General features: G+C 42.8%; 26 protein-coding genes. 15 read left to right on the top strand and 11 right to left on the bottom strand.

Annotated elements, in window-relative coordinates:
- Nucleotides 1–585: 585 nt before the first annotated feature.
- A complete protein-coding gene (gene mfd / locus HC175_RS04850; RefSeq protein ID WP_168137343.1) occupies nt 586–3,966 on the top strand; it encodes a transcription-repair coupling factor in 3,381 nt (1,126 codons plus the stop codon).
- A 107-nt stretch (nt 3,967–4,073) separates the two neighbouring features.
- On the opposite strand, the gene HC175_RS04855 is transcribed toward mfd, so the two are convergent.
- Together HC175_RS04855 and HC175_RS04860 are read right to left on the bottom strand one after the other, a co-directional pair.
- Nucleotides 4,074–4,478 carry a hypothetical protein gene (locus HC175_RS04855; RefSeq protein WP_168137344.1) on the bottom strand — a complete coding sequence of 135 codons (405 nt, stop codon included), beginning with the start codon at nt 4,476–4,478 and terminating at the stop codon, nt 4,074–4,076.
- A 102-nt stretch (nt 4,479–4,580) separates the two neighbouring features.
- Nucleotides 4,581–5,828 (bottom strand): cation:proton antiporter, encoded by a 1,248-nt coding sequence (locus HC175_RS04860; protein WP_209309926.1) that lies wholly within the window; start codon nt 5,826–5,828, stop codon nt 4,581–4,583.
- 229 nt (nt 5,829–6,057) lie between these two features.
- Here HC175_RS04860 and HC175_RS04865 point away from each other — a divergent pair, with 229 nt between their 5' ends.
- Nucleotides 6,058–7,317 carry a DUF389 domain-containing protein gene (locus HC175_RS04865; protein WP_168137346.1) on the top strand — a complete coding sequence of 420 codons (1,260 nt, stop codon included), beginning with the start codon at nt 6,058–6,060 and terminating at the stop codon, nt 7,315–7,317.
- 18 nt (nt 7,318–7,335) lie between these two features.
- Complete coding sequence (locus HC175_RS04870) at nt 7,336–7,869, top strand: DUF421 domain-containing protein (protein WP_168137347.1); 534 nt, start codon at nt 7,336–7,338, stop codon at nt 7,867–7,869.
- 6 nt (nt 7,870–7,875) lie between these two features.
- On the opposite strand, the gene HC175_RS04875 is transcribed toward HC175_RS04870, so the two are convergent.
- Both HC175_RS04875 and HC175_RS04880 read right to left on the bottom strand, forming a co-directional pair.
- On the bottom strand, nt 7,876–8,235 hold the full coding sequence (locus HC175_RS04875) for a YraN family protein (RefSeq protein ID WP_168137348.1): 360 nt from the start codon (nt 8,233–8,235) through the stop codon (nt 7,876–7,878).
- Nucleotides 8,236–8,252: 17 nt separating this feature from the next.
- On the bottom strand, nt 8,253–8,834 hold the full coding sequence (locus tag HC175_RS04880) for a hypothetical protein (RefSeq protein ID WP_168137349.1): 582 nt from the start codon (nt 8,832–8,834) through the stop codon (nt 8,253–8,255).
- Nucleotides 8,835–8,946: 112 nt separating this feature from the next.
- Between HC175_RS04880 and metG the strand changes: the two genes are divergently transcribed.
- From metG to HC175_RS04895, 3 genes are all read left to right on the top strand, one after another.
- Nucleotides 8,947–11,061 carry a methionine--tRNA ligase gene (gene metG / locus HC175_RS04885; RefSeq protein WP_168137350.1) on the top strand — a complete coding sequence of 705 codons (2,115 nt, stop codon included), beginning with the start codon at nt 8,947–8,949 and terminating at the stop codon, nt 11,059–11,061.
- A gap of 116 nt (nt 11,062–11,177) precedes the next feature.
- A complete protein-coding gene (locus HC175_RS04890; protein ID WP_168137351.1) occupies nt 11,178–11,498 on the top strand; it encodes a GIY-YIG nuclease family protein in 321 nt (106 codons plus the stop codon).
- A gap of 242 nt (nt 11,499–11,740) precedes the next feature.
- Nucleotides 11,741–12,643 (top strand): histone deacetylase family protein, encoded by a 903-nt coding sequence (locus tag HC175_RS04895; RefSeq protein ID WP_168137352.1) that lies wholly within the window; start codon nt 11,741–11,743, stop codon nt 12,641–12,643.
- A gap of 58 nt (nt 12,644–12,701) precedes the next feature.
- On the opposite strand, the gene HC175_RS04900 is transcribed toward HC175_RS04895, so the two are convergent.
- Both HC175_RS04900 and HC175_RS04905 read right to left on the bottom strand, forming a co-directional pair.
- On the bottom strand, nt 12,702–13,034 hold the full coding sequence (locus HC175_RS04900) for a single-stranded DNA-binding protein (RefSeq protein WP_168137353.1): 333 nt from the start codon (nt 13,032–13,034) through the stop codon (nt 12,702–12,704).
- Between the two features lie 28 nt (nt 13,035–13,062).
- Nucleotides 13,063–13,395, bottom strand: coding sequence for a single-stranded DNA-binding protein (locus tag HC175_RS04905; RefSeq protein ID WP_168137354.1), 333 nt, complete (start codon nt 13,393–13,395; stop codon nt 13,063–13,065).
- Between the two features lie 206 nt (nt 13,396–13,601).
- Between HC175_RS04905 and HC175_RS04910 the strand changes: the two genes are divergently transcribed.
- Genes HC175_RS04910 through HC175_RS04930 form a run of 5 tightly spaced genes read left to right on the top strand, consistent with a single transcriptional unit; the run spans nt 13,602 to nt 16,020 of the window.
- Nucleotides 13,602–13,883 (top strand): hypothetical protein, encoded by a 282-nt coding sequence (locus HC175_RS04910; RefSeq protein WP_168137355.1) that lies wholly within the window; start codon nt 13,602–13,604, stop codon nt 13,881–13,883.
- Nucleotides 13,883–14,554 (top strand): ATP-binding cassette domain-containing protein, encoded by a 672-nt coding sequence (locus HC175_RS04915; protein ID WP_168137356.1) that lies wholly within the window; start codon nt 13,883–13,885, stop codon nt 14,552–14,554. Before HC175_RS04910 ends, HC175_RS04915 begins: the two co-directional genes overlap by 1 nt.
- A complete protein-coding gene (locus tag HC175_RS04920; RefSeq protein ID WP_168137357.1) occupies nt 14,551–15,030 on the top strand; it encodes a hypothetical protein in 480 nt (159 codons plus the stop codon). The genes HC175_RS04915 and HC175_RS04920 overlap by 4 nt, the downstream gene beginning before the upstream one ends.
- 51 nt (nt 15,031–15,081) lie before the next feature.
- Nucleotides 15,082–15,624 (top strand): GNAT family N-acetyltransferase, encoded by a 543-nt coding sequence (locus HC175_RS04925; protein WP_317172093.1) that lies wholly within the window; start codon nt 15,082–15,084, stop codon nt 15,622–15,624.
- A 48-nt stretch (nt 15,625–15,672) separates the two neighbouring features.
- Nucleotides 15,673–16,020: a hypothetical protein gene (locus HC175_RS04930; protein ID WP_168137358.1), complete on the top strand. Its 348-nt coding sequence runs from the start codon at nt 15,673–15,675 to the stop codon at nt 16,018–16,020.
- Nucleotides 16,021–16,065: 45 nt separating this feature from the next.
- Here the strand turns inward: HC175_RS04930 and HC175_RS04935 are convergent, their stop codons facing one another.
- Nucleotides 16,066–16,533: a CBS domain-containing protein gene (locus HC175_RS04935; RefSeq protein ID WP_168137359.1), complete on the bottom strand. Its 468-nt coding sequence runs from the start codon at nt 16,531–16,533 to the stop codon at nt 16,066–16,068.
- Between the two features lie 138 nt (nt 16,534–16,671).
- Here HC175_RS04935 and HC175_RS04940 point away from each other — a divergent pair, with 138 nt between their 5' ends.
- The 3 genes from HC175_RS04940 to HC175_RS04950 all read left to right on the top strand — a co-directional run bounded on the left by HC175_RS04940 (nt 16,672) and on the right by HC175_RS04950 (nt 20,523).
- Entirely contained in the window at nt 16,672–18,987 is a 2,316-nt protein-coding gene (locus HC175_RS04940; RefSeq protein ID WP_168137360.1) for a M20/M25/M40 family metallo-hydrolase, read from the top strand.
- 106 nt (nt 18,988–19,093) lie between these two features.
- Complete coding sequence (locus tag HC175_RS04945; RefSeq protein ID WP_262887219.1) at nt 19,094–19,867, top strand: NAD(P)H-binding protein; 774 nt, start codon at nt 19,094–19,096, stop codon at nt 19,865–19,867.
- 80 nt (nt 19,868–19,947) lie between these two features.
- Nucleotides 19,948–20,523, top strand: a complete 576-nt coding sequence (locus HC175_RS04950) for a hypothetical protein (protein WP_168137362.1) — start codon at nt 19,948–19,950, stop codon at nt 20,521–20,523.
- Nucleotides 20,524–20,579: 56 nt separating this feature from the next.
- Here the strand turns inward: HC175_RS04950 and HC175_RS04955 are convergent, their stop codons facing one another.
- Nucleotides 20,580–20,738, bottom strand: a complete 159-nt coding sequence (locus HC175_RS04955) for a hypothetical protein (RefSeq protein ID WP_168137363.1) — start codon at nt 20,736–20,738, stop codon at nt 20,580–20,582.
- Between the two features lie 47 nt (nt 20,739–20,785).
- Here HC175_RS04955 and HC175_RS04960 point away from each other — a divergent pair, with 47 nt between their 5' ends.
- Nucleotides 20,786–21,148: a DUF1508 domain-containing protein gene (locus tag HC175_RS04960; protein WP_168137364.1), complete on the top strand. Its 363-nt coding sequence runs from the start codon at nt 20,786–20,788 to the stop codon at nt 21,146–21,148.
- 217 nt (nt 21,149–21,365) lie between these two features.
- On the opposite strand, the gene HC175_RS04965 is transcribed toward HC175_RS04960, so the two are convergent.
- The 3 genes from HC175_RS04965 to HC175_RS04975 form a co-directional block, all read right to left on the bottom strand.
- On the bottom strand, nt 21,366–21,929 hold the full coding sequence (locus HC175_RS04965; protein WP_168137365.1) for a hypothetical protein: 564 nt from the start codon (nt 21,927–21,929) through the stop codon (nt 21,366–21,368).
- A 199-nt stretch (nt 21,930–22,128) separates the two neighbouring features.
- Nucleotides 22,129–22,710, bottom strand: coding sequence for a class I SAM-dependent methyltransferase (locus tag HC175_RS04970; protein ID WP_168137366.1), 582 nt, complete (start codon nt 22,708–22,710; stop codon nt 22,129–22,131).
- Between the two features lie 43 nt (nt 22,711–22,753).
- The gene (locus tag HC175_RS04975; RefSeq protein WP_168137367.1) at nt 22,754–24,001 is read right to left on the bottom strand and encodes an MFS transporter; all 1,248 of its coding nucleotides are present in this window, start codon (nt 23,999–24,001) and stop codon (nt 22,754–22,756) included.
- Nucleotides 24,002–24,082: the final 81 nt, after the last annotated feature.

Here is a 24,082-nt window from a genome sequence, read left to right on the forward strand (position 1 = left end):
TTGCAAATGCAAGATTTGCCTCCGCCTTTAGGGGGAGGATTAGAGGAGGATATCTCAAGCTTTAATCGAATAATTAACATTATATGTCAGGAGTTTTTAACCTTCTACCTTTAAGGTTTGGGCTAAAGCCCTTGTGCATTTTTTATTTTTAATCCCCTGGCTGAAGCCAGGGCAATTCATGGTTTGGAAGAAATTTATGTCAATGAAGAGTTGCCTCCGCCTAAAGCCAGGGGCAATTCTAGGTTGGAGAAAAATTAATTAGGTGCAAATGCATGATTTACCTCCGCCTTTAGGCGGAGGATCATAGGAATTGTATCAAAAGGGCTTTAGCCCAAATGTTCGCTCTAAGATCTTGGCTCTGGAATCTAATAGCGCAGCGGTCCAGGTGCTTTTTAACTTTCTCTTGATTCCTCCTGCATTTATTTATAATTCGTCCCTATTCACAGTTATTAATCTTTTTTTCAAGTCATATTCCAAGTAACCAATCCCTGATTAACTAATCTCTAATTATTTAACTTCTGTTTAAAACTCACCTCCTTTAGGCATTGAACTTTAAACTTTATCTTTGCACCAAATTTTTAATTTTTGAGTAAATCTTCTATTGCCCAAAGCTTTGCACAGTCGGCTCAACAGCTTGAACTGGGGAAAGCCCTTGCCCTGCCTCGAACTCATGTTCAGTTGAAAGGCCTTGTTGGGTCGGCACTTTCTTTTGTGGTTGCCAATGCTTTTGAAGAGGCCGAAAAGCCTTTTCTGCTGATCTTCAATGATAAGGAGGAAGCTGCCTATTACCTGAATGACCTGGAGCAGTTACTGGGAGACAAGAATGTACTTTTTTACCCCGGAAGTTATCGCAGGCCATACCAGCTGGAAGAAACCGATAATGCAAACGTGCTGCTAAGGGCAGAAGTACTCAACCGTATCAACTCCCGAAAGAAACCTGCCTTAATAATTACTTACCCTGATGCCCTTTTTGAGAAGGTAGTAACCCGCAAGGAACTTGAGAAAAATACACTGAAGATCAAGGTTGGCGACGAACTTTCCATCGACTTTGTGAACGAGGTGATGTTCGAATACAAGTTCAAAAGAGTGGATTTCGTTACCGAACCTGGAGAGTTTTCCGTTCGGGGTGGGATTCTTGATGTATTCTCTTTCAGCAATGATGAACCTTACAGGATAGAGTTCTTTGGCGATGAGGTGGAAAGCATCAGGACCTTTGATGTGGAGACGCAGCTGTCGACAGATCAAGTGAAGAAGATAACAGTGATCCCGAATGTGGAGCACAAGCGGCTTCAGGAGGTGCGGGAGAGTTTCCTGAAGTATATTTCAGATAAGACCGTCATCTTCAGCCAGGATCCTGACTTACTGTATGACAGGATCGACAAACTCTTCAGCAAAGCTGTTGAAGCTTTTGAAAATCTTTCCGAAGAAATAAAGCACAACGAACCGGAAGAATTGTTCTGTAATTCGGCACTTTTGAAGGAGCAGATGCAGGAGTATTCGCTGGTGGTAACCAACTCCAACCAGACCCTGAAACAAGTTGAGGGTGACGCGGAGTTTCAGCAGATACAATTTAACACCAAGCCTCAGCCTTCTTTCAACAAGAATTTTGAACTGCTCATTCAGAATTTGCGGGAGAATACTGAAGACGGTTATACCAACTACATTTTCTGCGTTAGCGAGCAGCAGGCCAAGCGTTTTCATGACATTTTTGATGACATGGAAGGCGGCGTGGATTATAAGACCGTGGTGCTTTCCATGTACCAGGGTTTTGTTGCTGAAGATCAAAAAGTGGTTTGCTATACAGATCACCAGATCTTTGAACGCTACCACAAATTCCATCTAAAAAACGGTTATGCCAAGAAGCAGGCGATCACGCTGAAGGAGCTTACCAATCTTGAAGTTGGCGATTATGTTACGCATATTGACCACGGAATTGGAAAATTCGGGGGGCTTCAAAAGATCGATGTTGAAGGTAAAAAGCAGGAGGCGATCAAGCTCATCTACGGCGAACGGGATATCCTGTACCTGAGCATTCACTCGCTGCATAAGATCTCAAAGTACAACGGTAAAGACGGGAAACCGCCCAAGATCTATAAGCTGGGCAGCAACGCCTGGAAAAACCTGAAGCAAAAGACCAAGGCGCGAGTCAAGCACATTGCCTTCAATTTAATTGAATTATACGCCAAACGTAGACTGCAAAAAGGTTTTGCCTATGGTCCCGATTCCTATTTGCAACATGAGTTAGAGGCTTCCTTCCTCTACGAAGATACGCCCGACCAAAGCACCGCAACATCTGCCGTAAAAACAGATATGGAGAATGAACGCCCTATGGACCGCCTGGTGTGTGGGGATGTGGGCTTCGGAAAGACCGAGGTTGCGATAAGAGCCGCGTTTAAGGCTGTAGATAACGGAAAGCAAGTCGCGGTGCTGGTGCCGACGACCATTCTGGCTTTTCAACATTATAAAACTTTTACTGAACGGCTGAAGGATTTTCCGGTGACAGTCGATTACCTGAACCGTTTTAGAACTGCCAAAGAACGAAAGACTACTTTGGAAGAGCTGGAGAATGGAAAAGTGGATATTGTTATCGGGACCCATCAACTGGTGAATAAGGCTGTGAAATTCAAAGATCTCGGACTCCTCGTTGTGGATGAGGAGCAGAAATTCGGTGTAGCTGTTAAGGATAAACTGAAAACCATCAAGGAAAATGTGGATACATTGACGTTGACAGCGACCCCAATTCCGCGTACGCTGCAATTCAGTTTGATGGCTGCGCGGGATCTTTCTACTATAACTACTGCGCCGCCAAACCGGTATCCTATCGAGTCGCATGTGATAAGATTTTCAGAAGAGACCATAAGAGATGCGGTTTCATATGAAATTCAGCGGGGAGGCCAGGTGTTCTTTATTCACAACAGGGTAGAGAACATCAAAGAAGTCGCAGGAATGATTCAGCGGCTGGTGCCCGATGCGAAGATTGGTATCGGCCACGGACAAATGGAAGGAAAGAAGCTGGAGCAGCTCATGCTGAAGTTTATGAACGGAGAATTCGATGTGCTGGTGTCCACCACTATTGTGGAAAGCGGACTCGACGTGCCGAATGCGAACACAATTTTCATTAATAACGCCAATAATTTCGGACTCTCAGACCTGCACCAGATGCGTGGCCGAGTGGGCCGAAGCAACAAAAAAGCTTTTTGTTATTTTATAACACCGCCATACTCAGCCATGACTGATGATGCCCGCAAGCGGATCACTGCATTAGAACAATTCAGCGAATTGGGCAGCGGCTTCAATATTGCAATGAAGGATCTGGAAATTCGTGGTGCAGGAGACCTTTTAGGAGGGGAACAAAGCGGATTCATTAATGAGATCGGCTTTGATACTTACCAAAAGATCCTGAATGAAGCCATTGAGGAACTGAAGGAAAATGAATTCAGGGATTTATATCAGGAGCAGGAGACAGAAGATAAGGAATACGTGAAGGATACGCAGATCGATACGGACTTCGAATTGCTGTTCCCGGATGATTATATCAACAACATTTCAGAAAGGCTGAATCTTTACACCCAGCTCAACAACCTGAAAACCGAAGAAGAGCTTCAGAAATTTGAATCCGAACTGGTGGACAGGTTTGGAGAATTGCCTGCAGAGGCCGAAGATCTGCTGAACAGCGTCCGCATCAAATGGATCGCTTCGAAAATAGGATTGGAAAAGATTGTGATGAAGCAGGGCAAATTGATTGGCTATTTCATTGCCGACCAGCAGTCGCGTTTCTACCAGAGCAAAGCTTTCACAAGAGTGCTGCAATACGTGCAGACGCACCCTCAGAGCTGCACCATGAAAGAAAAGAAGACCCGCAGCGGGTTGAGGTTGTTGCTTACGTTCGAGAAAGTCACTTCCGTAGATAAGGCGCTAAAGGTGCTGCAGCCGTTGGATGTGAAGGCGGAGGTGGAAGCGCCCTAAGCCTTAAAGGGGGTAATTTATTAGAAGAAAATTAAAGCCTGTCAAAAAGGGATTTTTTGGATCTCTCTTTTTAGTGATGTCACAGTTGAACGGATTAGGGAGGTATCTTATTTCTTAAAAGTGGCTATTTTCGGGAGGTAATATAGATCCAGCGGGGCTTTTAAAATTTCGAAAAGCAGGGTTTGCGATTCAGGATCGTAGTACATTCTTACTTTGCCTTCAGAAGCACTGTAAGCGCTCCTTATTTTGCCTTCAAATACATTTTTAGTAGTTCTTTTAATATGAATAGAAGCAGGTTCATCTTCTTTCGCGCAATCTATTCTGTCACCATTCTGAAATACCGTACAATGATATCCAATGTATTCCTCTCCTTCAGCTTCCAGAATAATTTCCATCAGGGAGTTGCCATTTTCGGCATGCCAGGACCAGCTTCCGGAAATATCCTGAGAGCTTCCGAAGAAAGGAATGAGAAAGAGTAGAAGGAGGGGCCAAACATGAGGCAGATTTTTCATTATAGAAAGATAGGTAGTAAAATAATTAGTTTCAAAAATGACATTTTTGGGAAGGATATAAAATCAGACCTCACAGGATTTTAAAACTTGTGGGGTCTTTTCTTATCCTTTATCTAAATTCTCCCGCTCATTTGTTCCCTTTGTTTTGTGGTGATATAACTTTTCTAATGGGACACTGGTTAATCCGTGAACAACGGTAGAGGCAGCTACAATAAGACTCGGGATAATCCAGGCCTCCTCAAAATGAGCCTTGTCTTTTGAGATCATAGCATAGTAAAGAGCAGCAACTCCTATAGGACCAAACCAGCCCATGATCAATACGCTGTACAGCTTTTTCCGGAACTGGGGCATTACCGGCATAAGAAGTAGTAAGGCAGGTAATCTTCTAAATAAAAGAATTGAAATGATGATCCCGACAGCCGTCCATCCCAGTTCCTGCCACTCCTGCCAGGGAAGCATGAGACCAAGAATGAAAAAAACCGGAACAGTTGTCAGACGTTCCATGGTTTCCTGAATTCTTTCTTCTTTAAGATCCTCGTTTGCTGTAATGTCCTTGGCAAAGGCAAATCCACCCACAAAGACTGCTATAATAGGATTCATTTTTAATAGGTGAAAACCACCCAAAAGAAGGAGCGCCACGGCGACGGAAAAGGACAAAAGAGTTTTGGTGTTTAAAAATCCGGCTTTATGCGTTCTTTTCAAAAGGAAGCCGCAGCCGTATCCAATCCCATAGGCAAGTATGGCGCACAGAATATTTTCATAAAGCAGGACTTTTGTGAACCATTGCCCCAGGTCGCCACTACCTTCAGCACCTAATAAATAGAGCACTAAAAAAACTAAAGGGTAGGCAAAACCGTCGTTTACTCCTGCTTCGAAAGAAAGGGTGTTCCGGATCTTTCCCGGTAAATATTTTTCAGCTTTTTTGCCTGTGACCAGGGTGGAAGCGACTACAGGATCTGTAGGTGTAATAATAGCTCCTAAAAGCAGGCATTCAAAAAGAGAGAATTTTGGCAAAAGAACATGGAAGACTCCGCTGCCCAGCAGCCACATGAAGATCATTCCAAAGATGACCAGATTGGAAAGGGAAGTGGCATTTTTTCTGAAAATATGCTGTGGCAGTCTTAATGCTGTAGCCATAAGGGCCATGGCAATTGTGAACTGACAGGCAAGTTCCAGGATCTGGAATTCGGATTCAGGATCTGTTGATTTGATCAGGTTAAGGACATCTGGCCCCAGTATCACTCCAAACAGGAGGGCAAGCAATGGCTCCGTGATCGAAAGATCCTGGATTTTTTTAAAAAAGGCCCCCGCCAATATTACTAAAAGGCTTATGAAAAAAATGATCGGCATTAAATCCATCTCAAGAAGTTTAGAAGTCCTTTTTTAAAAATAGAAACTCAAATTTTATTGAGGTATTAAGACATAATTAAAATTTAAGTTTTATCCTCTTTTTCCTTCCCCAGGTATTATGTATGAACCTAAAAATTCCTTAACTGTCCTTCCTTTTTGCTCAATTTCATCTATCTTGAAAAGCAGCCACTTAATACTCCTTTAGCAATATCATGAGAAATGTTTTCAAATGAGACAACTTATCCTTAAGATCCCAAAAGGTAATAAAGAAGAAGTCTTTAAGGCCGTTGAAGAATTTGAAGGAAAGAATACCATTTTTCTTCCCAATGACGAGCAGGATGTATTCATTATTTTCCTTCCAAACAGGAAAGTAAATAACTTCCTGAAACGCATTGACGAATTTGAAGAACCAGAGATCAATTTAATTCCGAAGGGAGTGATCACTCTGTATCCCCCCGCTTCAGAATCTCCAGATCAGGTTGCCGATGTGCAGCCTAAGAGTCCGCTGGAAATTTATTTGGGTGGGATTCAAAGTGTCGGTTCTGTAAAGGGTTTGATCGGTTATTCCATTGCGGCGGGAATTATTGTATGGATTGGTCTTTACACCACAACTGTTTACCTGCTTGTAGCTGCAATGCTCGTAGCTCCTTTCGCCGGCCCCGCTATGAATGCTGCCCTGGCTACTGCAGCAGGAAAGATGCCATTGCTTAAGAGCAGTCTTATGAGATATGGTCTCGCTATTGGGATTGGAATCATTGCAAGTTTATTAATGACCTTGATCTTTCCTCTTAATACACTCACTCCCTTGATGGTTGAGATAAGTCATGTGTCAAAAGTGGCAATTTTTCTGCCTCTTATTTCGGGATTTGCGGGGGCAATAAATATTATTCAGTCGGAAAGGGACAGTCTGGTATCTGGAGCGGCAGTAGGGATCCTCGTTGCTGCTTCCCTTGCGCCTCCTGTTGGTTTGATTGGGGCAGGAATTTATTTAATGGACTGGGAAGTGGTGTGGAGCAGTGTTTTTAGAGTCGTACTTCAGCTTTTGGGCATCCATTTTGCTGCCACCCTGGTTTTCTATTTCTTCGGAAGAGTAACCCCCGGTGGGGTGAGATTTTTAAAGGGAAATAAGATCCTCACTTATGTTACCAGTGTCATTGTATTGCTGGGGATAGGGGGAATGATGTTTTGGCAGTTCAGTCAGCCACCATTTTTAAGAAAGGCGAGTATGAATACAGAGCTTACCGAGAGGTTGGATAAGGAACTAAATAAACTGAATGATATTGAAGTGATCAATAAAGATGTTGACTTTACCAATACCAAGATCAATGATCGTCCCACTGTGAATTATAAAGTGACGGTGCTTCCGAAGGATTCCACCGTTTCTGAAGTTGCTTTAAAAAAGCGAATAATAGCACATCTCAAGAACAATTTGACATATCGCGATGAAGTGCTGCATGAAGTATATGAGATTAGTATAGTAACCGAATAGAAAATCCAGAAGTTAATCATGGATGATACCACTTTCTTATGGAACGGCATGCAGCCAATCATAAGGATCGTTGTTGTTGGAATAAGTGCTTATCTTGCTATTGTCCTTATTTTAAGAGTATCTGGAAAAAGGACTTTGGCCAGTATGAGCGCCTTTGATTTTGTGATCGCGGTTGCAGTTGGTGCAGTTTTTGGCCGCACGCTTACTACAAAGGACCTCTCGATAAGTGAGGCTTTAACGGCATTTATACTTCTGGCCGTGTTGCAGTTTGTATTTGCATATCTCGAAGGAAAATCCAGGATCTTCAAAAGAATCTTTAATACTACTCCCACTTTGCTGTTTTACCATGGCGAATTTATCGAGAAAAACCTGCACAAGGAGCGATTGGATAAAAGCAAGATCATAGGAGCTGCCAGGAAAAAAGGTTTTGGGAGTATGGATGATGTAGCTGCAGTTGTTTTAGAAATTGATGCGACCCTTTCTGTAATTGGAAAAACCCGGGAAGGGGCATCTTCTACTTTAAAGGAACTCATAGAGAAAAATGATCTTTAATGAGCCTTAGAAATGTAAAAATGCATCTTCAAGATGTTCCATTCTCGTACCCGCTTTATTCTTAATGATTGCAATAATGTCAAATCTCACTTCTACATTGAGGTGGTGCTCATTTACAAAATGATCTATGGCTTTTACGAGCTGGTTGATCTGCTTTTTCTTTACAAAGTCCTGTGGATCGCCAAAATCTGGCGTGCTGCGGGTTTTAACCTCTACTACGGCCAGAATATCTCCCTTTCTGGCTATAATGTCTACTTCCGCTTTTTGATACATGAAATTACGCGCCACCACCTCGTAGCCATTCTTAAGAAGAAAAGCTACGGCCATATCTTCCCCTTTTTTACCTAATTCATTATGACTGGCCATAGATCGTTTTAAAAGGTTTAGTCTGGCTGATAAGTTATTGCTCTTACCTTCAGTTTAAGATTTTTTATTTCCTCTACAAGGCCGGGATCGATGATCTGGTCACCGTAAAAGCTTTGAGGTGGTGCATTTTCCGGAGCCAGGAATACCCTCACGTTAGATGCTTCCAGTTTTCCGTTCTTAAAATCAACGGCCCCGCTATAATCCCAGCCAAAACCGTAAACGTCTATGGGGCCGCCATTCAGGGCTACCAGATCTTCGAAAGTTGTGCCTATTGCTATGCCGGTATTTGATCGCCAACGCCCATCGCCTTCGTAGTGGATTTGATGAAGTTTTGTTTTTTCGGAACCTTCCCAAATAATAAGAAGTTCATCTTGGGTATCAGGATATAAAATGCTGTACTCCCTTTCTACTGTTCCTTCATCAAAGAGATCGGCTCCTTCGGCAATGTTTGCGTCTGGGTATATTTCCTTTAAATTCCCCTGTACGATCACCTTTTCAAGAGCCTCCAGGTTATATTTTTTTGGCGAATTGGCAGTAATTTTTCCACTCTTACAGCTGGCAGCGAGTAAAATTATCGAAAGGACCAGGATTTTCTTCATGTTTTGTTTTTTACTAAAGTGCATAAGATTTGCCGCACAGGCACCCCCTTTTACTAAAATTTAACGTGAATTCCCCTGCACTTGCTTAACTTTACAACCTTTAATTTTTCACATGAATTCACCTAAACGATATACGATCACAGCGGCCCTTCCATATACGAACGGGCCTATACATATTGGCCATTTGGCCGGGGTTTACGTGCCGGCAGATATCTACGCACGTCACCAGAGAATGCAGGGAAAAGACGTGGCTTTTGTGTGCGGGAGTGATGAACATGGAGTGCCAATTACTATAAAAGCTAAAAAGGAAGGAGTTTCTCCCCAGGATGTGGTAGACAAGTATCACAAGATCATCAAAAAGAGCTTTGAAGACTTCGGAATTTCTTTTGATAATTACTCACGTACTTCTGCCAAAATACATCACAAGACAGCATCAGGATTTTTTAAGGATCTCTATGACTCCGGAAAATTCACCGAAGAGACTACACAACAATTCTATGATGAAAAAGCAGAACAGTTTTTAGCCGACAGATTTGTTGTTGGTACCTGCCCTAAATGCGGTTTTGACGGAAGTTACGGAGATCAATGTGAAAAATGCGGTACCAGCCACAACGCCACAGATCTTATAAATCCGAAATCTGCCATTACTGGTGCTACTCCTACACTTAAGGAAACGAAACATTGGTTTCTTCCGCTTGATCAATATGAAGGCTGGCTTAGGGAATGGATCCTGGAAGGCCATAAGAAAGACTGGAAGTCGAATGTTTATGGGCAGGTGAAATCCTGGATCGATGACGGATTGCGCCCAAGAGCGGTGACAAGAGACCTCGATTGGGGAATTCCTGTTCCAGTGGAAGGTGCCGAAGGGAAGGTGCTGTATGTATGGTTTGATGCGCCAATAGGTTATATTTCGTCCACAAAGGAGTGGGCAGAAAAAACGGGAAGAGACTGGGAACCCTACTGGAAAGACGAAGACACCAAGCTCCTTCATTTCATTGGAAAAGATAATATTGTGTTTCACTGTATCATCTTTCCTGCAATGCTGAAAGCGGAAGGCAGCTATATTTTACCCGACAATGTTCCTGCCAATGAATTTCTTAATCTGGAAGGAAACAAATTATCCACCTCAAAGAACTGGGCGGTTTGGTTGCACGAATACCTTGAAGATTTTCCAGAGCAGCAGGATGTATTAAGATATGTATTGACAGCCAATGCTCCCGAAACGAAAGACAACGATTTTACATGGAAAGATTTCCAGGCCAGGAACAACAATGAACTGGTTGCCATCTTTGGGAATTTCATCAATCGGGTAGTGGTACTCACTAATAAATATTACGACGGAATAGTTCCGAAGCCGGGAGAATTTTCTGAAGTTGATGAGCAAACCTTAGCCGAACTTAAAGCTTATCCTGCGGTCATTGCCAGCTCCATTGACCGTTACAGGTTCAGAGAAGCACAGGCAGAACTCATGAATGTAGCTCGCCTGGGGAATAAGTATCTGGCAGATGAGGAGCCGTGGAAGCTTATCAAAACAGACGAAGAGAGGACAAAGACCATCATGTACGTGGCGCTCCAAATAGCTTCAGCTTTAGCAAGTCTTAGTGAGCCATTTCTGCCTTTTACCTCACAAAAATTAAAGAGCATGTTGGATTACGGCCGCTCAACTTCAGAAGCTGTTATGAATACCAGCGGTGTTATTTTTGGGGAGGAAGAGCAGGAAAATGAATGGGGACAGATAAGTGCCGGAAAAGAACTACTGGAGCCGGGGCATGCAATTGCAAAGGCAGAGCTGCTGTTCTCAAAAATAGAAGACGAACAAATTCAGAAGCAATTGGACAAACTTGAAGCCACCAAAGCCGCAAATATCGCCGAAAATAAAAAAGCTGAACCACAAAAGGAAATTGCCACTTTTGAAGACTTTTCAAAAATGGATCTGCGGGTGGGAACTATTGTAGAAGCTGAGAAAATGCCTAAGGCAAACAAACTTTTGGTGTTGAAGGTAGACACCGGTTTGGATGTTCGCACCATAGTTTCGGGAATTGCTGAAAGCTTTAAGCCCGAAGATATCATTGGAAAAAAAGTTACTGTGCTTGTAAATCTTGCACCCAGGAAATTGCGAGGGGTAGAAAGCGAGGGTATGATCCTCATGACCGAAAATGCTGAAGGAAAACTCGTCTTCCTCAATCCCGATGAAGATGGAGTGAAGAACGGGACGGTGATTTCTTAGGGAAAGGAGGTCTCGACTAAGTCTATCCTGAGCGATAGTAGAAGGGCTGACAACACGCTTGTCTCCCCGAGCGGAGTCGAGGGGTTTATTGTGAAGATGAAGTATAATTTGAAACGATGAAACTGTATTATGTCTACATCCTGGAGTGTTCAGATCAACTTCTTTACACGGGCATTACAAATAATATTTCCAGACGTTTGGATGAGCACAATGCAGGTGCCGACAAAAACAGCTTTACTTTCAAAAGAAGACCGGTAGAAGTTATATTCCACCAGGAGTTTAATGATGCTAATCAGGCAATCTGGTTTGAGAAAAAAATCAAAAAGTGGAGCGCTCAAAAAAAGCGAGCTTTAGCTAATGGTGATGAGATACTACTAAAGCTGCTCTCGGAATGCAGAAATGAGAGTCATTCTATGAATAATAACAATGACAATTAATTGAGGTCTCGACTCCGCTCGACCTGACAACACGCTTGTCTCCCCGAGCGGAGTCGAGGGGTTTTTTACAATGACGAAGTTAATTGGAAACGATGAAACTGTATTATGTCTACGTCCTGGAGTGTTCAGATCAACTTCTTTACACGGGCATTACAAATATATTTCCAGACAATTGGATGAACACAGTGCAGGTGCTGACAAAAACAAATTGAGGTCCCGACTCCGCTCGACCTGACAAAAAAATGCTCAAAATCGCTTTCCATCCCATTTACGTGTTGCCTTTACCAGAAGGCCACCGTTTCCCGATGGAGAAATATGAGCTGGTGCCCCAGCAATTGTTACATGAAGGAACCTGTACGCCACAGAATTTCTTTAAACCAGAATATCCCGATGAAGCCGATATTCTTGCAGTTCACGAGAAAGAATACGTCGACGCTCTTAAAAATCTGACCCTAACATACCGGCAGGCACGTAAAATAGGTCTGCCCCTTTCCAGCCGACTTGTGGAAAGGGAATTCATCATAACTTCTGGCACGATCAAAGCAGCCGAATTCGCCTTGCAATATGGCATTGCAATGAACATTGCGGGAGGAACACATCATGCTTATACGAATCAGGGGGAGGGTTTCTGCATGTTCAATGATCAGGCAGTTGCTGCGCGTTGGTTACAGCGCAATCAACTCGCGCAGAAGATCCTTATTGTCGATCTGGATGTACATCAGGGCAATGGCACTGCCGAAATATTTCATAATGACCCATCAGTTTTTACCTTTTCCATGCATGGAAAAAATAACTACCCCTTTAAAAAAGAGCAAAGTGACCTGGATATTGAGCTGGAAGACAATATAGGAGATGAAGAATACCTGGAGATCCTGAAAAAAAACCTGCCGCAGCTTATTGAAGCGGAACAACCTGACTTTATATTTTATTTGAGTGGCGTCGACATCCTTTCTACAGATAAACTTGGGAAGCTTGGCTGCACTGAAGCCGGGTGCAAGGAGCGGGACAGGTTTGTATTGCAGCTGTGCCACGACCATAAAATTCCCGTAGAAGTAAGTATGGGCGGAGGCTATTCCCCTCAAATTAAAAATATTATTGACGCCCACGCCAATACCTTTCGCCTGGCTCAGGAGATTTTCTTTTAAACTAACAAGCGCAGGAGATGCTCCTGCGCTTGTTAGTCAAAAATGGCATTTTTGGCACCTATTTTTCAGGAAGTATTAATTCCCTGCACACAATTTCTGTAATATATTTCTTAATGCCCTGTTTATCTTCGTAGCAGCGGCTACTCAATTTGCCTTCAATTTCTATTTCTTTACCCTTGGGCACCTGTTGCTCCACAACATCGGCCATTTTTCCCCATGCTACAATGTTGTGCCATTGCGTATCGGTAACTTTTTCGCCTTTATGGTTTGTATAGGTTTCTCGTGTGGCGATAGAAAATTTTGCCAGTTTCTTTCCAGTGCTCAGTATTTTGATTTCGGGAGCTTTACCTACGTTGCCCGAAAGCTGCACATTGTTCTTTAAAGTGTTCATAATTGAAAATATGATGTTAGACAATTCATTATTTTCCAAGAAGCAGTACCTCATTGCAAACTACTTCTGTGATGTATCTTTTTATTCCGTCCTTATCCTCATAGCTGCGGCTGGTTAGTTTTCCTTCCACCCCAATCTCTTTGCCTTTGGGAACATAGTTCTCAATTAGCTCGGCAGTTTTACCCCAGGCGATCACATTGTGCCATTGGGTGTCTGTGACTTTCTCTCCTTTGTTGTTCTTGTAGTTTTCATTAGTGGCGATAGAGAACTTGGCAAGTTTCTTTCCCGATTCCATGGTTACGATCTCTGGTGCACTACCTACGTGGCCAATCAACTGTACTTTGTTTCTTAATGTGTTCATGATGTAAAGAATTTAGTTTAGCTGAAAATCATTCGTTCATTTCAACAGGACAAACCTACCACCGGCCTCCACTCTTATTCGGTTGATACTGATTTGTTTTCGTTTACATCTGTTTGTAAGCATTTGTAAACGGCTACGGCTGCAGAGGATTTTTTTTGTATTATTACATAACCGCCCTGTTTTTGTGATATGAGACTATAAAGAGAATGATACAGCAAAGCCCTTTCTGGAAATATTATCGGGATTTCAATTTTTTCAATCTGAGTTTCTCGATACTTTCGTGGGTCTTCTTCGGACCGGTGAGCGGATTGCTTATATTTCTAAGTTTCGGAATGGGGATTGGATATCTGGGATTCAACTACTTCCGGAAGCAGGAATACCACCTGTATTACAACCTCGGCTACCGTAAAAGCTTCCTCATTAAGAAGGTCTGGGCACATAACCTGGTTTTCATGGGGCCGGTTCTTTTAATTCTTTTACTTCTTTGATGAATAAGTTGGAAGTAAATGGCCTCAGCAAGAGCTTCGGAAGCAGGCAAATTCTTAAGGAAGTTTCTTTAAGCCTGGAAACAGGAGATATGTTTGGCCTTTTTGGAAGGAATGGCTCCGGAAAATCCACTTTGCTTAAGTGTATGATGGGTACTTTGCGAGCAGATGCTCTAGAAATAAAATTTAATGGGAGAGAAATATCGGCTTCAGAAGTAATTTCAGCTAAACGAATAGGTTTTCTACCACAGGATCCTTTCCTTCCGAAGGAAATGAAAGTGCGGAATTTGATCCCTTTCATTTTTCCAAATGGGGAAGACCAGGACAAAATCTTTTACTCACCCGGGGTGGCAGCTTTTGATGGAAAGATTATTGGAACTCTTTCGGCCGGAGAACTCAAATATCTTGAGTTGATCATACTTGCAAATTTGTCTCATCCATTCCTGCTACTCGATGAGCCTTTCTCCATGGTCGAGCCAAAAATTATTGAACTTGTGAAAGATTTGCTGCTCTCTCTAAGAAAGACCAAAGGCCTTTTAATTACAGATCACTACTACAGCGACGTGCTTGAGGTGGCCAACCGAAGTTTGCTTCTAAAGAACTCGACTTTATTGGAAGTGGAAAGCGATGATGACCTGGCTGCTCATGAATATTTAAAGATTAGAAAAGAATGAAACCTGCATCGGCAAAAGAAATAAGGGATGAATTAAAACACCTGGAGCGAGAGGAGCTCCTGGAGATCGTGCAGCGGCTTGCAAGATTTAAGAAGGAGAATAAGGAATTATTGACCTATCTACTGTTTGATGCACAAGATGAAGAGGAATACAAGCTGAAGGTGAAAACCGAACTGGATGAGGAGTTTATTGAAATAAATCGAAGTAATTTTTATTACACGAAAAAAAGCATGCGCAAACTGCTGAAAAATGTCAAAAAATACAGCCGTTATTCCGGAAAAAAAGAAACGGAACTCGAATTACTCATCTATTTTCTTCAGAAAATGGACAACTTTAAACCTTCTGTACAGCGGAACAAGATCCTCAAGAACATGTATGACAGGCAACTTGATTTTGTGAAACGCAACATGGAGAAGCTGCACGAAGATCTGCAATATGACCTGAAGATGGAACTAGAGAAGTTAAGTGGTACTTAATACTTAGTATTGATAATTGTTTATTGATCATTGTTAATTGTAAACAAGAACGTGGCCTTTCCTAATTTAAAAACATCCCGACTCCATCTGCGGCAAATCACAGAGAACGACCTGGAAAATATTTTTGCCGGCCTTTCTCATCCTGAAGTCATTCGGTACTATGGCGTCAGCTACTCTAGTCTCGATGCTACCTGGGAACAACTGGAATGGTATGCTGAGCTCGAAAGGACCCACACCGGGATATGGTGGGCAATAACACTAAAAGGTGCGAACGATTTCTGCGGGGCGATTGGCTTCAATAATTTAAGTCGTGAACATCAAAAAGCTGAACTTGGTTTCTGGTTGTTACCCAACTTCTGGGGAAAGGGATTTGTGCAGGAATCAATGCAGGTGATCATGGAATATGCCTTCAATGACCTGCGACTTCACAGAGTTGAAGCTTTTGTGGAAACAGAAAATAAAAGCAGCCAGAAGGCACTTCTGAAGCAGGGTTTTCAGCAAGAGGGAATTTTAAGGGATTCAGAAATTAAGGATGGAAGGTTTATTAGTGTCGCTGTATTTTCTAAACTTTCAGATAAAAACGAAGATGGCTAAAAGCTACTGAACAAGAAATATATTTTCAAAATTTCATAACTTAAGAAAATGGAAAAAGCCTGCCTGGAATGTGGGGAAAAGATCGTTGGAAGAACAGATAAGAAGTTCTGTAGTGATTACTGCCGTAATTCCTATAATAACAATCTCAATAAGGACAGCAAGAATATGGTGCGCAACGTGAACAACCTACTGCGCAAGAACTACCGCATTCTCCAGGAACTCAATCCAGACGGTAAGATCAAATTACCCAAATCCCGACTGGCGGCAAAGGGTTTTAATTTTGATTATGTTACGAGTACCTATACTACAAAGGCGGGAAAAACTTACTACTTCGTGTACGACCAGGGTTATTTGCCTTTAGAGGGAGAATTCTTTGCCTTGGTAAAGAGAATATAAAAGCCTCTTCGGGGGAAAAGAGAAGAGGCTGTTTTGAAGATTCTATTAAAACTGCCAGCTCTGACCTTTTAGATCAAGGGCGGCTCGCAGCACATCGCTTTGGCTTAATTGCCCCACCAGCTTTCCTTCTTTTACAATAGGAAACCTTCGGAACCTGTGTTCAATGAATTTTTTAGCTGCATCTAGCACATTCATATCAGCGTCGATGGTGACGGCATTGCAGGTCATGCGTTTCTCTACCAGATTATCATCCATGGGCATGTTGTAATACCTGCTATCGGAAATATGCTTCATGCAGTCTCCTTCAGAAATTACTCCTAACAGGTTTTGATCATCGTCTACTACGCATCCGCCAGAGATATTATGTTTGAGCAATCCTTCCATGACCTCAAAAACGGTCTGGTCCTTTTTAAACGTCACCAGGTCTGTCGACATAAAATCTGAAACACAGATAGGAGCACTTGCAACTTTCTCTGGTTCGGCTCTTCTTCCTTGAAAACTTTTTATTCCCATAACACAAGTGTTTGATAATGAAGATATAAAATAGCAATTTTTTCGGCTTTCTCGGTTTATAAATAAGATAATTAGCAATAGTTTAAGATTCCTGAGGGTTCTTTGAGTATTTGAAGCCTATTTAAATATATTTGAAGTATGTCAAAAAATATTCAGGCAATAGCATCAGTTTTGATTCTCCTTGCCGCCGTAATCTGGAGTCTGACCGCGACGCGACCTGCAGCCGATTTATCTGCTGAAGTCCCGCTGGAGGATTTTTCTACTGCCCGTGCTTTTCAGCACGTCGAAGCAATGGCTCAGGAACCGCATTATGTGGGGAGCAGTAACCATCGCCTGGTTCGCAATTATATCGTTTCCCAGCTGGAGGAAATGGGGCTGCTGGTTGAGACACATGAAGGATTTTCAATGAACAGCACCGGAATCCTCACCCGGCCGCAAAATATCATGGCCCGGGTAAAAGGCAAGTCAGATGGAAAGGCACTCCTGCTTATGTCCCATTATGACAGTGCCATGCATTCTTCCCCGGGAGCAAGTGATGCTGCCAGCGGGGTAGCAACAATACTCGAAGGAGTGAGAGCCTTTCTCGCTTCCGGAAAAACTCCCGAAAATGATATCATCCTGCTTTTTACAGATGCCGAAGAACTTGGCCTCAATGGGGCAGATCTTTTTGTGGAAGAACATCCATGGGCAGAGGAGGTAGGACTTGCGCTCAATTTTGAGTCCCGGGGAAGCGGAGGCAATTCCTTTATGCTTCTGGAAACAAATGCTGGCAATAAAGCTTTACTGGATCTTTTCTCCAATGCCGGGGTGCAGTATCCGGTCACCAACTCCCTGGCTTACAGTGTGTACAAGATGCTTCCAAATGATACAGATCTCACTGTGTTGAGAGAACAGGGAAACATCAACGGACTTAATTTTGCATTTATTGACGATCATTTCGACTATCATACAGCGACAGATGTGCCCGCGAATCTCGATCCCTCCACCCTGGCGCATCAGGGAAGTTATCTCATGCCGTTGCTGCATTATTCCGCGGGGGCTTCTTTGGAAGATCTGTCCTCTCAGGTCAATGTGTTGTTCTTCAATGTTCCTGGGCTTGGCCTTTTTACGTATCCATACAGTTGGATCTATCCATTGTTGTTTATGGCCATTATTTTGCTCCTGGTAATTATTGGATTTGGCAAGATGCGGCAGCGCTTTCAGCTTATGCAGGCAGTAAAAGGGTTCGTACCTTTGCTATTAGCTTTGGTCCTTTCTGGCCTTCTAAGCTACTTCTTCTGGTATGGGATCCAATTTCTTTACCCTCATTACCAGGAAATGGAGCATGGCTTTACCTATAATGGTTACTGGTATATTGGAGCAGTAGCTTTTTTATCACTTGCCGTTTGTTTTTATGTGTATCACAGGTTTAGGAAGCCAGAGAACGCTCATCACCTCCTTGTGGCACCGCTCCTTTTGTGGCTAATTATATGTACACTGGCAGCAGTTTATTTAGAAGGTGCAGCATATTTTATTATCCTGGTATATTTTGGGCTACTTCAGCTTTTATTTCTAATTCTTGATGTAAAATGGAAATTCCTCGCGGTGGGTATTCTTTCTCTGCCTGCGATCTTTATTTTGATGCCTTTTATAGTGTCCTTTCCAGTGGCTTTGGGATTAGGAATGGTCTTTTTGACGGCAATTTTGATCGCCCTGCTATTTCCGTTGCTGTGGCCTCTTTTCAGTGCCTTCAGAAATAATCAATTGGCAGGATTTTTATCGTTTTTAGTGTTTATGGTCTTCTTTGTTATAGCTCATTTCAAATCAGATTTTTCTGAAGATCGGCCGCGTCCCAACAGCTTAGTGTATCTCATGGATGAAGATAGAAATGTTGCCACCTGGAATACTTATGACCACAGTTTGGATACCTATACGCGTCCTTATTTTGCTGAAGCGGCTGTCGAAGCACCTGCAATGCATTGGTTTGGAAGTAAAAACGGAAGCCAGTTTACCTGGACTGCAGTAGCACCCGAAATTTTGCTTCCGGCACCTTATATTTCAGTAGAAAAGATGCTTGATTCTACCGCCGAAGTAGATACCTACCAGGTCAAGATCGCGCCAAACAGGGAGATCAACAGGATCGAATTGTTTGCAGATAGAACAGTGAACTTTAAATATTTAAAAGCCAACAATAAGGAAGCGAAAAATCTGCAAACGGGAGAAGACGGTCTGCATATACACAAGAACCGGTGGCGCGACAAGTTCCTTACCTACTATGCCGTAAGCCAGGATACGCTTAGACTCGAGCTAAGCCTGGAAAAAGGAATGCATCCCGAAATTACCCTTTTAGAGGCCGCATACACTTTGCACGATAATCCGCAATTAAAGGTCACTCAAAGGCCTGTAGATATGATCCCCCGGCCATTTGTGCTAAACGATGCCATTGTGGTGAAGAAAACTTTTAAATTGGAGTGACAGCATTTTTGAGGTTGATAGGATTAAAAAAACAACAAGCAGTAGGAACATCAAATAATTTATTTCTCTGAACTTTACAAGCATCTCCATATTAGGAACCGGCTGGCTGGGCTTACCACTCGCAAAAATGCTAATTGCTGAAGGTATTTTGGTGAGAGGCTCCACAACTTCTCAAGAGAAAGTTCCAATGCTCGAAAGTTCAGGAATTGAAGCCTTTGTAATTAAAGTTGCTGCGGAAGGAATTTCGGGCGAGATTGAGCGCTTTCTTGAAGCTTCCGAAGTTCTAATAGTCGATTTTCCGCCGGGACTTCGGAAGGATCCAAAACTGGATTATGAAGGAGCAATAGCGAGATTAGCCGAAGCCGTTGAAACATCAGGTGTCAAAAAGGTCATTTTTGTGTCCTCAATTGCTGTTTATGAGGAGACAGAAAATTTCAGCATTTATACTGAGGATGCTGAGCCTAATGCAACTTCAGCTTCAGGCAAACAGATCATTTCTGCAGAAAAAATCCTGCTCCAAAATCCCTTTTTTGACACCACAGTGATCCGCTTTGGCGGACTCATTGGCGCCGGAAGGCATCCTGTCAAATACCTGGCGGGGAGAAGTGGTTTGCCAAATCCTCTTGGTCCTGTTAATCTTATTCATCTTGATGATTGCCTGGGCATTTTAAAAAAGGTACTCAAAAATGACATTTTTGGAACAGTATATAATGCCGTCTATCCCTTGCATCCTCCACGCGCAAAATATTATACTGAGAAGGCAAAGGAAGCTGGATTGGAGATACCGCAGTTTGATGAAACGAGTGCTTCAGCAGGGAAAATTATTTCCGCCTCTAAAGTTGTAAGGGAGCTGGGCGTGAGATTTCAGTCAGAGATCTAAACCGTCCAAAATTCCTGTTTGTACTTCGATTGTAAGAAACGGTACAGTAGTTGTCTTTATAGCAGGAAAAAACAATAAAGATGAAAAAGCTAAGCATAATATTTGCCGGAATATTCTTTGTGATTTCAGGATTTTCAGCAGCTGCACAGGGAAAAGGAAAAGGCAACAAAGCGGAATTCAAGGAACGAAAGGAATATATCAAAGAGGGAAGAAAAGAACAAAAAGCACGGGAGAAATTCTACCGGGAGCGAGCTAAGGAGGAAGCCGAGTGGCACAGAGAAAGGGCTAAGAGATTAGCTGAACTGCAACGGGAGGAAAGAAAAGATGCGGCCGAACTTTACCGGGAAATGGCGAAAAAAGATGCCGAATACTACAAGGAAAGAGCCAGGGAGGCTGCAGCACGAGAGAGAGATTTGCGCAGGAACAAAAGAGAAATTCACAGGGAATTAGCTCTCGAAGAAGCCGAATGGTATCGGGAAAGAGCCAAAGAAGCCGCGGCACGAGAAAGGGACATCCTAAAGGATAAAAGAGCCTGGAGCAGAGAGCAGGCTAAAGAAGCTGCAAAATGGCACCGGGAGAGAGAAAAAGCAGCAGCAAAGCGGGAAAGAGACCTGTATAAAAAGGAGCGAGCCATGAGGAGGGATCGCCGAAATTAAGATCATCCAATTCAGCTATGGAGGCTGTTTGTAAAGCACGTATCTGGGAGCTAAACCTAGTTCAGCTTGACGAAAATCGACTTACAAACAGCCTCTTCTATGAACAGCTGAACATTAAACAGGACATTGTTGCTCACAAGGAAGCTGGCTGCAAATACAATTTCCTTTAGCGACTCCTCTTTTGATAACTTTTGAAGTTTTATGAACGCCAGCATCTTTCAGTTTTTATAGATTTGAGATTCTGTAAAATTGAGGAGAACCTATGAGTGCGTTTGTGATAAGTAAAAGAGAGAATGGGAATTACAAGTTCACCTTTGCTTCCCGAAAGGGAAAAACCATTTTCACCAGCATAGCCTGCAGAGAAAAATCAGATTGCGAAAAGATCATCGAGACCATTCAGAAGGATCTGGAATCCTTCACTTTTAGAAAAGCACGAACGGGCTCTGGAAAATATTTCTTCCGAATTACCCGCGGCGGACTCGTACTTGCTACCAGCCGCAAATTCTCTACAGAACTTATGCTCCAAAAAGGGATCGATCAATTCCTGAAATACGTTCCCGAAGCCGAAACTCTTGATTTTTCAAGGAGCGAGGATGTTTTCGAGTCTGTGTTTACCGAGGATTAGCAATAAACAGTTGGCAATTAACAATAAGCAATTAACAGGTACAGGGAACTTGCCTTTAAGACCTGAAGGCTTTGGAGATAATGCTTTTCAAAAATGTCATTTTTAAAGGCTGTTCCGTGTATGTTGTTGATAATTTATCAGAGTCCCAGATCTCCATTCGATTTTCTGTACTTAAATCACAAATCATACTGCTGAAAATTCGTGATCTCAAACTACCCTAGAACCTGTAGCCTATCCTGAGATGCAGGTTGAATGCTGCATCACTTTTGTTTTCCCTGTAGCCAGCCTGTTTTGCAAAAATATACTGATAACCTAATCCTGCCCCGGCCTCGTAGGTAAAATGTTTGCCAAGCTGGCGTCTTATCCCCCAGGTTGGGATAATGGAAATATCACTTATTACATGCACATTTTCATAATTGCTAATAACGAACCAATCGGGGTGATAGCTGGTTTTAAGCGCGACAAAATTTCCGCTGTTACCGCGGGTTCTTCTGGATTTGCGCACTCTTTTTCCGAGGTTATAATACCACCTGGGTTCGAGAGTGAGGACCGGAGTCATCAAAAATCCTGTTTTATCGTAAAAGCTTCCTCCCCAAATCCCACTATCAAAGCCCAGCTCACTTCTTAGAGCGATCTTGTTGGATAGTGCCGTTTCGTTATGCATCCAAATTCCCAGAAAGCCGGTCTGGAGGCCATAAATTGATTTTTCAACATTTGCATCCTGGGCATTTGCAGGAGAGAAGAGTCCGCAACAAGCGAGGAACAGTAATAATTTTTTCATTGTATAAATTAAAAGGTGCAGTTTTACTCTTCGGTCTTTTTTAGAAAAAATATCGAAAAGTTAAAGAGACCTTCTTGAAGTAGGGGGGAGAAGGTTCTGCTGCAAGATAAAATTATATTTGGGAAGCTAAAAACAGGCCGGCAAAAATGTCATTTTTGAAAGGTATTGTAGTGGAGGATTTTCGGCTTTGAAAAAATATTCAGATTTTCTCTGCGCAGAAGTAGTGATTTCCTGCCTTATCGTCGAATTCCCGCATCAGGCTCAAGCCATTTTCAGAAATAAGCTTTCTGTATTTCCTTCCTCCAAGTGATCTCGAGGTGTGTTTGGACATAACATCTGTCCATTCCACCTTCTGATGCGGTGCGGTAAAGAGAAATTTCCCATGAGGTTTTAAAGCACCTGCTACTTTTTTAATTAAGCTTTCCTGGGAATTCTCAGGGAGAAGAAAAAGCAAGCCCCAGGCAATAATGGCGTCAAACGAACGGTCAAAAAAGGAAGACTGCTCAATAGATTCGCAGGCTGCATTACTTCCCGGAAAGTTGCTCCTAAACCTCCCGATCATTGTGGGAGAGGCATCTATTCCATATACCTTCATCCCTGCCTCCATGAACACCTGTGAAATAGGAATTCCCGAGCCACAACCCAGGTCAAGGACAGCAGCAGCAGGGGCTAAGGTCTTTGCCCAACCGCTTACAGCTGAGGCTCCTGTTCTCTCCACATCATGCTCGCGATGCTCGAGAAACTGCTCCGCTATTTTCTCATAACCGTTAGAAGGATCCATTTTTTTGGTTGTTGAAAGTTATAGAATATCTATTATTTAACTGTTATGAAGGGATCTGGCTTTCCTCAGCTCGCAAAACAGAGGCATCTGTTTCTTTTTTGACCAGAAACAAAACATAGATAAGGAGTACGCAGGTGATTATGGAGAGCAGGATCATTACGTTCCAGGTAAGACTGTAACCAAATTTATCGATTAATTGCATCCCGGAATTATGTCCAAAAATATGCCCTGTGGAAAAAGCTATGCTGTACATTGCCATATAAGCTCCCTGTTTTCCGCCTTCGGCTCTTTTGAGGGCAAAACTGTTTGAAAATGGAAAGGCGATCATTTCTCCCAGGGTCAAAAAGATCATTCCCACGATCACGATGCCTATCCATCCTGTAAGATTAATAAGCAGAAAACTTATGGCCACAAGAACAGTTCCTGTGATAACATGAAATAAAGTGGATCTCACTTTTGATTCCAGGTACTTGATAAGCGGCATTTCAAATAGGAATATTAAGAAGCCGTTCAGGCCAAGAAGCAATCCTATTTCGAATTCCGATAATAAATGCACTTTCGAGTAATACAGCGGCATGGTTGAGAAATACTGAAGAAATACAAATCCGAAGAGGATCATCGCCAGGATGAACACCAGGTAAGGCTTGTCTTTCATCATGGACTTGGGAATGCTGATAATATCTTTCGGATTCTCGACGGCCTTTTTGGGGTGGAGGAGGTTAAGCAGAAGCAGGCCGGCCATGATACAGGTGATCCCGTCAACCCAGAAGAGTCCGCTGTACCCGGCACCTGCGATGATCAATCCGCCAACGGCTGGCCCCGCCGAGAAGCCGAGATTTATTGCCAGCCTTATTAAAGTTACAGAACGCGTTCTGTTCTGAGGTTTACTGTAGGCATTAATGGCAACAAAAACTGCCGGCCTAAAAGCATCGGCAACCAGCATTACAATAAAGATCCCTGCACAGATGCCCCAGAACGAAACCGGGAACTGTAAAAATATGAACAGCACACCCGAAAGCAGCAGACTAAGCGCCATAGTCTTATAATGACCAATCCTGTCTACAAGTTTCCCACCCACCCAGGCGCCGGCAACAGATCCCAGTCCAAAAAAGGTGAGGATCCAGCCGACTTCATCAAGGGAGAAGCCCCTGTTCTTGGTTAGATAAAGGGAAAGGAAAGGGATCACCATGGTACCCGCCCTGTTGATGAAGGTGATGAACGCCAGGAGCCATACCTCCCGTCTCAGGTCACTGAAAGAACCCACATAAGCCCGAAATATCCGCTGTAACATTGATTAAAATGAGAGGCTGAAATTAATTTAAAATTAGCTTTTACAGATAGATGGAATTAATTATTTCTTGAGCCATGAAAA

Source organism: Salinimicrobium oceani (assembly GCF_012037645.1).

What these genes read in the sequence shown, in the direction of transcription:
- HC175_RS04935 (WP_168137359.1), bottom strand. Translation starts at nt 16,533, where the DNA reads ATGGGAATAAAAAGTTTTCAAGGAAGAAGAGCCGAACCAGAGAAAGTT.
- HC175_RS04900 (WP_168137353.1), bottom strand. Translation starts at nt 13,034, where the DNA reads ATGAACACTTTAAAGAACAATGTGCAGCTTTCGGGCAACGTAGGTAAA.
- HC175_RS04950 (WP_168137362.1), top strand. Translation starts at nt 19,948, where the DNA reads ATGAAAAAGCTAAGCATAATATTTGCCGGAATATTCTTTGTGATTTCA.
- HC175_RS04865 (WP_168137346.1), top strand. Translation starts at nt 6,058, where the DNA reads ATGAGACAACTTATCCTTAAGATCCCAAAAGGTAATAAAGAAGAAGTC.
- HC175_RS04855 (WP_168137344.1), bottom strand. Translation starts at nt 4,478, where the DNA reads ATGAAAAATCTGCCTCATGTTTGGCCCCTCCTTCTACTCTTTCTCATT.
- HC175_RS04880 (WP_168137349.1), bottom strand. Translation starts at nt 8,834, where the DNA reads ATGAAGAAAATCCTGGTCCTTTCGATAATTTTACTCGCTGCCAGCTGT.
- metG (WP_168137350.1), top strand. Translation starts at nt 8,947, where the DNA reads ATGAATTCACCTAAACGATATACGATCACAGCGGCCCTTCCATATACG.
- HC175_RS04860 (WP_209309926.1), bottom strand. Translation starts at nt 5,828, where the DNA reads ATGCCGATCATTTTTTTCATAAGCCTTTTAGTAATATTGGCGGGGGCC.
- HC175_RS04975 (WP_168137367.1), bottom strand. Translation starts at nt 24,001, where the DNA reads ATGTTACAGCGGATATTTCGGGCTTATGTGGGTTCTTTCAGTGACCTG.
- HC175_RS04895 (WP_168137352.1), top strand. Translation starts at nt 11,741, where the DNA reads ATGCTCAAAATCGCTTTCCATCCCATTTACGTGTTGCCTTTACCAGAA.
- HC175_RS04960 (WP_168137364.1), top strand. Translation starts at nt 20,786, where the DNA reads ATGAGTGCGTTTGTGATAAGTAAAAGAGAGAATGGGAATTACAAGTTC.
- HC175_RS04910 (WP_168137355.1), top strand. Translation starts at nt 13,602, where the DNA reads ATGATACAGCAAAGCCCTTTCTGGAAATATTATCGGGATTTCAATTTT.
- HC175_RS04955 (WP_168137363.1), bottom strand. Translation starts at nt 20,738, where the DNA reads ATGCTGGCGTTCATAAAACTTCAAAAGTTATCAAAAGAGGAGTCGCTA.
- HC175_RS04940 (WP_168137360.1), top strand. Translation starts at nt 16,672, where the DNA reads ATGTCAAAAAATATTCAGGCAATAGCATCAGTTTTGATTCTCCTTGCC.
- HC175_RS04905 (WP_168137354.1), bottom strand. Translation starts at nt 13,395, where the DNA reads ATGAACACATTAAGAAACAAAGTACAGTTGATTGGCCACGTAGGTAGT.
- HC175_RS04890 (WP_168137351.1), top strand. Translation starts at nt 11,178, where the DNA reads ATGAAACTGTATTATGTCTACATCCTGGAGTGTTCAGATCAACTTCTT.
- HC175_RS04930 (WP_168137358.1), top strand. Translation starts at nt 15,673, where the DNA reads ATGGAAAAAGCCTGCCTGGAATGTGGGGAAAAGATCGTTGGAAGAACA.
- HC175_RS04875 (WP_168137348.1), bottom strand. Translation starts at nt 8,235, where the DNA reads ATGGCCAGTCATAATGAATTAGGTAAAAAAGGGGAAGATATGGCCGTA.
- HC175_RS04965 (WP_168137365.1), bottom strand. Translation starts at nt 21,929, where the DNA reads ATGAAAAAATTATTACTGTTCCTCGCTTGTTGCGGACTCTTCTCTCCT.
- HC175_RS04920 (WP_168137357.1), top strand. Translation starts at nt 14,551, where the DNA reads ATGAAACCTGCATCGGCAAAAGAAATAAGGGATGAATTAAAACACCTG.
- HC175_RS04915 (WP_168137356.1), top strand. Translation starts at nt 13,883, where the DNA reads ATGAATAAGTTGGAAGTAAATGGCCTCAGCAAGAGCTTCGGAAGCAGG.
- HC175_RS04970 (WP_168137366.1), bottom strand. Translation starts at nt 22,710, where the DNA reads ATGGATCCTTCTAACGGTTATGAGAAAATAGCGGAGCAGTTTCTCGAG.
- HC175_RS04870 (WP_168137347.1), top strand. Translation starts at nt 7,336, where the DNA reads ATGGATGATACCACTTTCTTATGGAACGGCATGCAGCCAATCATAAGG.